General features: G+C 52.0%; 10 protein-coding genes. 8 read left to right on the forward strand and 2 right to left on the reverse strand.

Annotation, left to right across the window (positions count from 1 at the left end):
- Positions 1-251, reverse strand: a 251-nt coding sequence (locus HPY90_RS13910; protein WP_353733678.1) for an AAA family ATPase, incomplete at its 3' end; no start/stop codon positions are given.
- Between the two features lie 2 nt (positions 252-253).
- A complete protein-coding gene (locus HPY90_RS13915; RefSeq protein ID WP_287195366.1) occupies positions 254-625 on the reverse strand; it encodes a Mu transposase C-terminal domain-containing protein in 372 nt (123 codons plus the stop codon).
- Between the two features lie 1,035 nt (positions 626-1,660).
- Between HPY90_RS13915 and HPY90_RS13920 the strand changes: the two genes are divergently transcribed.
- From HPY90_RS13920 to HPY90_RS13955, 8 genes are all read left to right on the forward strand, one after another.
- Complete coding sequence (locus HPY90_RS13920) at positions 1,661-1,960, forward strand: hypothetical protein (RefSeq protein WP_287195368.1); 300 nt, start codon at positions 1,661-1,663, stop codon at positions 1,958-1,960.
- A gap of 563 nt (positions 1,961-2,523) precedes the next feature.
- Positions 2,524-3,258, forward strand: a complete 735-nt coding sequence (locus tag HPY90_RS13925; protein WP_287195370.1) for a FadR/GntR family transcriptional regulator — start codon at positions 2,524-2,526, stop codon at positions 3,256-3,258.
- Positions 3,259-3,361: 103 nt separating this feature from the next.
- Complete coding sequence (locus HPY90_RS13930; RefSeq protein WP_287195372.1) at positions 3,362-4,366, forward strand: TRAP transporter substrate-binding protein; 1,005 nt, start codon at positions 3,362-3,364, stop codon at positions 4,364-4,366.
- 86 nt (positions 4,367-4,452) lie between these two features.
- Entirely contained in the window at positions 4,453-5,205 is a 753-nt protein-coding gene (locus HPY90_RS13935; RefSeq protein ID WP_287195374.1) for an SDR family NAD(P)-dependent oxidoreductase, read from the forward strand.
- 12 nt (positions 5,206-5,217) lie between these two features.
- Complete coding sequence (locus HPY90_RS16235) at positions 5,218-5,730, forward strand: TRAP transporter small permease (RefSeq protein WP_353733679.1); 513 nt, start codon at positions 5,218-5,220, stop codon at positions 5,728-5,730.
- On the forward strand, positions 5,727-7,004 hold the full coding sequence (locus HPY90_RS13945) for a TRAP transporter large permease (protein ID WP_287195378.1): 1,278 nt from the start codon (positions 5,727-5,729) through the stop codon (positions 7,002-7,004). The genes HPY90_RS16235 and HPY90_RS13945 overlap by 4 nt, the downstream gene beginning before the upstream one ends.
- 44 nt (positions 7,005-7,048) lie before the next feature.
- Complete coding sequence (locus HPY90_RS13950) at positions 7,049-8,026, forward strand: zinc-dependent alcohol dehydrogenase (protein WP_287195380.1); 978 nt, start codon at positions 7,049-7,051, stop codon at positions 8,024-8,026.
- Between the two features lie 61 nt (positions 8,027-8,087).
- The coding region (locus HPY90_RS13955) for a hypothetical protein (RefSeq protein WP_287195382.1) at positions 8,088-8,301 on the forward strand (214 nt) is incomplete at its 3' end.

Below are 8,301 nucleotides of genomic sequence, written 5' to 3' on the forward strand. Positions count from 1 at the left end.
CGCTCGGTTACGTTCCGGTCTGACACGTAGATGAGCTTGTACCTCGAGTCTGGAAGGGAGGCGGCAAGAGAGCGCAGCACCGTGGTTTTCCCACAGCCGACCTCCCCCGTGAGGACCGAGATGGCATGCTTTTCGATGAAATACCTAAGGCGAGCGATCGCCTCCTGGAAGCTGGCAAAGGGGAAGAGCTCGCCTGCGGGGATGTTGCGCTCGAAGGGATAGCGGTGAAAGCCGAAGTATGCGAGGTCCATTTCTACTCACCTCCGACCAGGTGTTTATAGGACATGCCTTCTTTCAGGGCAGCCTCGAGCAGGTTGAGACCGGTCGGCTCCTGCGGCCCACCCGATGATGGTCTTGGGCCAGCATGATGCCGTGGCTCGTGAAGAGGCCTTGCCTGGCCATAGCTCTTGCCCTCGAAGAAGACCCGGACATCCGAGGCATCGTAGGGGTCAAACCTCACGGTTACAGTCCTTCCGGCAAGCTCAGGGCATGTCTTGTAGGTTTGGCCTCCCAGGGAGAAAAGGCCGGTCTTGTCTACCTTTCTTGTCTCCTCCAGGAGAAATGCCTCGTATAGTTCCCCAAGGTCAGCGCGGCGAATCGGATAGTCGTCGGCATCGAATCTCACCGACGGCGCCTGCTTCGTGGCGGAATGCCGCTTGTTGTTGTACTGGTTCTTGAGCCATGCACGGAAGAGATCATTCGCTTTTGCGATATCCACGACTTGCGACCTTGATACGACCTCGAGTTCCGGCAGGAAGCTTCTCTGAACCGTCAAGAAAAAACGTTCTATCTTGCCACGATCCTGAGGGCGGTACGGCCGCTGTATGAGCGAAAAGGAGTTGCATGTCAGATCTGGGCCTTCTCGCTCCCTTTTTGCTTTCTCCCCCTATTCCACGCTGCTCGCAGCTATCCTGGTCCCACCCGGGAAAAACAAAGCCCCCGGCCACCCTCCCCCCGAGAGGGCCCACCGGAGACATGCCACTTTCAACCGGAAATCCCGCCTACATCAACGTCAGATTGCACCGGCGCCGACGCCCCCCGCGATCCCGACCAGAAGAAGTGATATAATAACCAAGGAAGGAATCTGCGGGTTTACCCTCGAATGCCGGTACGTACGAAGGAAGCAGTCTAGACCATATACCTTGCTTGCATAATCCTATAGCTGCTTTATCCTGTTCATGTTTCCCTGCGCCTTTCTGTGGTTTTGGCTGTCGAGTAAATTCAACATGAGGCGCGGGGATTCTTCTTGCAGACCAGGATGGTAAATGATCCCTTCCCGTGCTCAGCCTCGGATACAAAGTGATACCTTGTCGCTCTTCTCGGACTAGGCGTATTGTCATGACATCATTTTCGAAAATCGAAGCCCACCTTCCAATTTGTTCCTTGCGGCCTCACCCTCGCTTTACCACCCTGTTACGCTTCACGCCTTGCGGAATCCCTGACCTGATCATGAGGGGTTTCTAGCATTGCGGTAGGCAGTACAGTAGTCACACAGCGCATAACAACTGGTTAGCGGCTCCCCGGCATTTTGGCTTGTTCGCCTAAACCGGCTGCTCAGCCTTTCTACAGGCAGGCGACTACATTAGTACCTCGCTTTCGCACCCCTCACTCACCCTCACATGGAGCCAATTGACGCACTCAACTGTCGGAAAGTACGCCTGTGGAATGGGAAAAGTCGAGGTTTAACCTGGGTGGCGGGTGTTCCTGGAGCATCGTCGCCACGAGGTATTCGCAAAACCTCGTACCCGTCGCTGGCGGAAGCTCATGGCCGTATAGAAGAAAAACCGGGGATACCAGGAGCGCCTGGGAGTCGAACCTCTCGTCCCAGAAGCTTATGTGGCGCTCGGTGATCTCCGCCCACCTGGCCTTGGCACCCATGATGCAGGCTGCAGCGGTCATCGATATGCGCCTCGACGCCCTTACAAAGACTGAAAGTACGGTGCACGCGAGGGAGTATTGAAACCTCGACACAAGAAACGTCGGAAGCGCCGCTACCGTCCTGCTGCAGACGGGGCAGAGATACTGGGCTATTACAATGCAGTAGCTTGCCGTAACAGCAAGTGCGTTTCCCTCATAGAACCCGAGCCTGCGCAGCCCCTCGGGGTACCCACACCCATCCCGGGGGCAGCCGCATAGCTCCGGGAATACATTGCCTCCCCCAGCCGATAATACTCATGGATGCTTTGTCCGAAGGTGTGGACGACAGCCACGGACAGAGCACGAGGGAAGGTGTAGGTCCGCTGCGCGAGCGAGACGGGCTAACGTCCTCCTTCCGTGTTTTCCCAAAAAGGAGATTATTGCGAAGGTCGCTCTTCACAATGATCATTATCAGCCTCCATCATCCTGATTATTCAATTCGACTAAATCTCCCGCATTCCCGATCATTTATTCCGCCCCGCAACGAAAAATTCTGGTCCCCTTGAAGGGAATTGCTTACGAACGGAGAAAATAACAGTAGGACCGTGGTCGGACCGGGGACCTACCGCGGACGTACCACACAAATGAGCCTCATGGAGCTGAACAATGAATACTAATCCGTTAACACAGGAAAGTTGGGTAGCACCTGATAGAAAACGAGTCTTCGAGAAGATTGTGGAGACCCTAAAAGATCTTTTGCGGCAGGGGAAGCTGACTCCCGGACAACAGCTGGTTTCTGAAAGAGAATTAGCAACACGTCTCAACGTAAGCCGATCCTCAGTTCGAGAAGCATTGAGAACTCTCGAATTTCTGGGTGTTCTCAACATTATACCTGGGCGTGGGGCTTTTGTGACACAACTTGATTTCAGCCCCTTGGCAGAGTTTTTTGGACTAATGCTGGCCATGCATCAAGCGTCCTTGGCTGAGATAATGGCTGTGCGTGAGTCCCTTGACACTTGTGCTGCTATGCTTTCCGCTAAGCATGCAACGCTAGAAGACCTAGCTTACATAGAAACTATAGTTGAACGTATGAAAACTGCTGCAGCACGGTCTGATGCTGGTGCATGCGATGATTTCGAATTCCATAGGGCAGTGGTTAGAGCTTCTCATAATTGTGTGTTAGAGCTTCTGTTTCAAGCGTTTAGCGAAGCTGTAAAGGGCAGCATGGAGAAACGACTCTTAGCCATTAAGAACCTACCTAACGCCCTAAACCTATTGGCTGAGAGTCACTCGCGAATTCTCGAACAGATTAAGAAACGTGATGGGGCTGCGGCAGCCAGGGAGGTTAGCGAACATTTCTACTGCGTAGAGAGACATTTCACTGTGAATTATGAACAATAGTGCAGGAAAGGAGGGATGTCTCCGGATCGGATTATGTTTTCCTCGGCGGGCAAAGATAGGTGGCGACCGATAAGACTAAAAGATTTGAGGGGGTGTTACTAAAATGTTAGGAAGGTGGACAGCTGGACTGTTGATTGCATTGGCATTGGTTCTCTGCTTGGGCGAAACGATAGTTGCAGACGCTACTATTGTGTTAAAGTATGGCCATCCCAACGCACCTGCGAGCATAGCAGGCAGGCAAGCAGATTTGTTTGCAAAGCTTGTTGCAGAAAAGACTGGGAACCGAATACGTATTCAGGTATATCCAGCGTCGCAATTAGGAACACTAAGCGAGTTAGTTGAGGCTACAAAAATAGGTTCCATCGACATCAGCCACAATACGTATGCCGGTATATCTACCCTGTATGAAGACTTTGCAGTTTTCGACACACCGTACCTGTTTGATAGTCCGGAGCACCTTATGAAGACAGTGGCACCCGATTCTCCCCTGATGAAGCAGTTCAACGAGAAGCTCATTGCACGGGCTGGGGTGCGGGTCCTTTACAGCTTTTATCTCGGCACACGTCACCTCACCGCGAATCGGCCCGTCTATTCTACGGCTGACCTGAAGGGCGTCAAGATCCGTTCAATTCCGTTTCCAATTTACACCGCCACAGTCGAAGGTATGGGTGCCATTGCTACACCAATTGATTTTGCGGAGCTTCCGTCGGCCCTTGCCACCGGGATCGTTTCGGGGCAAGAAAACCCACTTGACATCATTTGGGCCCAGAAATTCTACGAAACCCAGAAATACCTAATCATGACTGGACACATTATTGGTGCTGATGGGGTCATCATTAACGAACGGAGTTGGCAGAGACTATCTCCGGAACTACAGAGTCTAATTCTTGAAGCCGCTCGCGAAACCGCTGCGACCGCATTGGAATGGAACCTTACGGTAGAAGCCGAGTTAGTAGACAAGTTGCGACAGGCGGGGATGACGGTAATCGACGAGAAAAGCGGTCTAAGGCTTGATGAAATAAAGAAGCGCGTCAAGGACGCGGTAGAGCGGCGTTTTGGTAGTCAGTGGAACAAGTACTGGAGTCAGATCGCGAAAATGGGCAAATAGTGACGGAAGCACCTGGGGTTTGACAATGTCAACCCCAGGTGCAATCTAAGTTGAATTTCTGAGGGAAGAAATGGGTGGATTAGAACATGCTAAGCGGCAAGGTGGCTATTGTTACAGGAGCAGGAAGAGGCATTGGCAAGGAAGCTGCCCTAAACCTTGCAAAGTCAGGAGCCTGCTTAATCATAAATGACATTGATACGGAAGCAGCGAACGAGACCTCACGAGAATTGGCCGGTCTAGGTTGCAAGGTGGTTGTGTGGTCCGGAGACGTCTCGGTATCGGATACAACTCAGAGGCTTCGTGAGATTATTGACCGTGATTTTGGCCGTGTTGATATCTTGATTAACAATGCTGGCGGCGGCAGAGGATTAACTACAGGGTTTTTGGAGATGTCGGAGGAAGAGTGGGACACCCAAATTCGGGTGAACCTCAAGAGCGTTTTCCTGTGCTGCAAAGCCGTAATAGGATACATGGTTCGCCAAAAGTGCGGACGGATAATCAACATATCATCTACTGCTGCGTTACGCGGGGGCGGGTTGAGGGGTACCAGCGGCTACGCTACAGCTAAAGCCGGTGTCATTGGGTTGACAAAGGCTCTTGCGCGCGAGTTTGCGAAGTATAATATTACTGCCGTTGCCCTAGCCCCTGGCTACCACCAGACGCCTATGCATCATGACTTGGGGCCTACTGATTATCAGAGGATTATCGAAAGCATTCCTCTTAAACGACCAGGGAACCCTACTGACCTGGGGAAGATCATAGCTTTTCTTGCCTCAGACGCAGCGAGCTATATCAATGGGACGGTTATCACCATCGACGGTGGATTCACAATGAATTGAGGGGATAAGATGATGAGACAACGGTTCATTAGGGCGCTCGAATTGATAGGCGTCTTAGCGCTACTCAGCATCGAAACGCTCCTTGTTGTTCAAGTGGTTGCTAGACTTGTGTTCTCTATATCACTCTCGTGGGCGGAGGAACTTGCAAGGTATTCACACATTTGGCTAGTATTCGTTGGTGCTGCTGTGGCAACGTGCTGGGACGCCCATATTCAGGTCGATTTCTTTACCGCTTTCTTGCCCAAAGGCGCCTTGCGACAGCTGCGGCTGGGAGTTGCAGTACTGGGGGCGGTTTTCTCATCATTGTTCTTTTCTAGTGCGGTACTGCTTATCTCGCAGCTCTGGGCTACACAAACCGCCTCGACTGGCATGCCTTTCCCTGTCTTTTTCATGCCAGTAGTCATTGGAGGAGCATTCCTCATCGTAGCTTTCCTATGGTCTGCTATGATCTTGTCTCGATCCAGGGAAGCCGTGGCAGAATCATCGGTAGCTAATTCATCAGCGGAGAGGGGGGGCCTCCCATGATGGGGTTAATGACTCTGCTGATCTTCCTGATATTGCTAGTTCTGCGTGTGCCACTCGCCGTTGGAATGGCGTTGTCGTCACTTGTTTACGTAATTGCCAAGGAAATACCGATGCAAGTGCTCGCACATAAAATGGGTTATGCTGCGAATTCGTTTCCGTTGTTGGCGGTGCCCCTGTTCGTTTTGGCCGGGAATCTGATGAATACCTCGGGTATTACTGATCGCATTTTCAGATTCGCTAGGACTCTACTCGGACACTTCCGTGGTGGCCTTGCGTACGTCAATATCGTCGCCAGCCTGATCTTCTCCGGCATGTCGGGAGCAGCGCTAGCAGATGTAGGGGGACTCGGCAACGTTGAAATCAAGGCCATGACGGATGCTGGTTATAGTCGTGATGTCGCATGCGCGGTCACTGCAGCTTCCGCGACTATCGGCCCGATCTTCCCTCCGAGTATCCCGTTAATTATCTACGGTGCAGCAGCTGAGGTCTCTGGTGTCCATTTGCTTTTGGGCGGGGTTGTGCCAGGTCTTTTGTTAACCGTTGCACTGATGGCGCTAGTATTTGTGTTAGCAAAGGGGGATGGCTATCCTCGGGACCTTCGCTGCACAAGTCTGGGCGAAATAGCGAGGGCTTTTCTTCATGCTCTACCCGCTCTTCTCACCCCCGCTTTACTCATTGCTGGATTCATTGGGGGTTGGTTTAGTCCGACTGAAGGTGCAGCTATAGCAGTGGTATATGCCACCCTTATCGGGGCAGTCGTGTACCGGGAGCTTGATCTTCAGCGAATCTTTCGAGCTTGTAGAGATACGCTTGTGACTACGGGAAGTATCATGTTCGTCGTAGCGGCTGCATCGTTCTTCTCTTGGGTATTGACCATGGAGGGCATTCCACAGGCCGTCGCGAACCTACTCCTCGGTATCTCTAAGGAGCGATGGGCGTTACTCTTATTGGCAAACGTGTTCCTGTTGATTGTTGGGATGTTCATGGAGAGCACTGCTGCAATACTGGTTGTAACGCCAATGCTAGTTCCTGTCCTCACACGCGTCGGAGTAGACCCGATCCATTTCGGCGTGGTAATGGTTCTCAACCTGATGATAGGCCTGCTGACGCCTCCGGTAGGTATGTCCCTCTATATGGTCAGTGCGGTGGGAGGCATCTCGGTAGAGAGGGTTGTCAGGGCAGTCGCTGTGTACTTCATTCCTCTGTTGGCGGTTCTGTTGCTTGTCACTTATGTTCCTCAAGTCGTGTTGTTCCTACCCAAGTTTATCATGTAGTCCAATAGTTCGTAGGAGCATATTTGAAAGGGGCGTTGACGTACGTGAAGGTAACTTGTGGCGTGCTGGTTCGACCGGGGAACATCGAGTTTGTTGAACGTGAACTTGACCTAGCTGACGACGAGGTCCTAGTTGAAACTTATCAGGCATCCATCTGTGATGCGGACTTACGTGCCTACCGTGGGATGTATATGCCTGACGATCTCCCTTCCTTCAAATACATCGGTCATGAGGGCGGCGGGACAGTCGTTGAAATAGGTAAAAAGGTCAGGGAGTTTCGTGTGGGGGATAAGGTGATGTTATTTGGGCCTCATAATTCGTTTTCGAATTACTTCAAAGCCCCGGTGCGCGATCTACATCCAGTCCCGGACGGCCTTCCGATGGAAATTGCATGTTTAGGCGAACCTATCTGCGTGGGTATGTTTGGAGTTTTCGAAGCCAATCCACAATTGGGTGATACTGTAGTAGTAGCCGGCCTGAACTTCCAGGGTCTGTTGGCAGTTGAAGGACTCAAGAAACGCGGCGCCGCAAAGCTGATCGCCGTCGACTATTCAGAGGCGCATCTTAAACTGGCGCTGCAGCGGGGAGCTGACATAGCCATAAATAGCTCCCACGAGGACGCGTCCCGGATAATCTTAGACCAAACTGGTGGTAAGGGTGCTGACGTGGTAGTTCATTCCTGTGGCTATTGGAATCCACGGGCCGAGGAGTACTATAATCTCTGTCTTCAGGTTACCCGGGATGAAGGGCGATTACTATCCTTACCCGACACTATGACGCCCCTTAAGATCAATCTTCATCGTGCCCATCACCACGCACTGGAAGTCCTTTTCCCTGCGGTTATGCATCACGGGTTTGAGTTCCGGCAACGCGTAGTTCCGAGGTTACTCCGACCGATTATGGAGGGCCAGATTGACATACGAGGGTTGATCACTTCTGTGTATCCGCTTAGGGAAGTTCAGCAGGCCATGAGGAAATTCGATGAGGATATCGATCAAGTTAAGGTCGTACTGAGGCCTTAGCTTTGGGTAGAGCGTTTCAACTCGCATAAGGATCTAACCCAGAGCAGGATGAGCAGAGGGGGTGTGGAGGGATTCTACCCGTTTTGACCGATTTCCCCATGCAAACGTCAATCGAAGAGACATAATGGAAAGGCCGGCCCCCGATTCGCAGTTCGTAGGTTATACTGGAGATAAGATCCACCAGCACAGAGCTACAGGCGAAGGAGGCCGGCACCATGAAGTATACCACATTCGTCGGGCTGGGTGTTCACAAGGATTCGATCGCGGTTGCGGTA

The sequence above is a fragment of the Syntrophothermus sp. genome, assembly GCF_013314835.1.
Taxonomy (GTDB): Bacteria; Bacillota; Syntrophomonadia; order Syntrophomonadales; family Syntrophothermaceae; genus Syntrophothermus; species Syntrophothermus lipocalidus.

Bases quoted from the DNA above. Each gene is read 5' to 3' on its own strand.
- HPY90_RS13925 (WP_287195370.1), top strand. From the start codon at position 2,524: ATGAATACTAATCCGTTAACACAGGAAAGTTGGGTAGCACCTGATAGA.
- HPY90_RS13930 (WP_287195372.1), top strand. From the start codon at position 3,362: ATGTTAGGAAGGTGGACAGCTGGACTGTTGATTGCATTGGCATTGGTT.
- HPY90_RS13935 (WP_287195374.1), top strand. From the start codon at position 4,453: ATGCTAAGCGGCAAGGTGGCTATTGTTACAGGAGCAGGAAGAGGCATT.
- HPY90_RS16235 (WP_353733679.1), top strand. From the start codon at position 5,218: ATGAGACAACGGTTCATTAGGGCGCTCGAATTGATAGGCGTCTTAGCG.
- HPY90_RS13945 (WP_287195378.1), top strand. From the start codon at position 5,727: ATGATGGGGTTAATGACTCTGCTGATCTTCCTGATATTGCTAGTTCTG.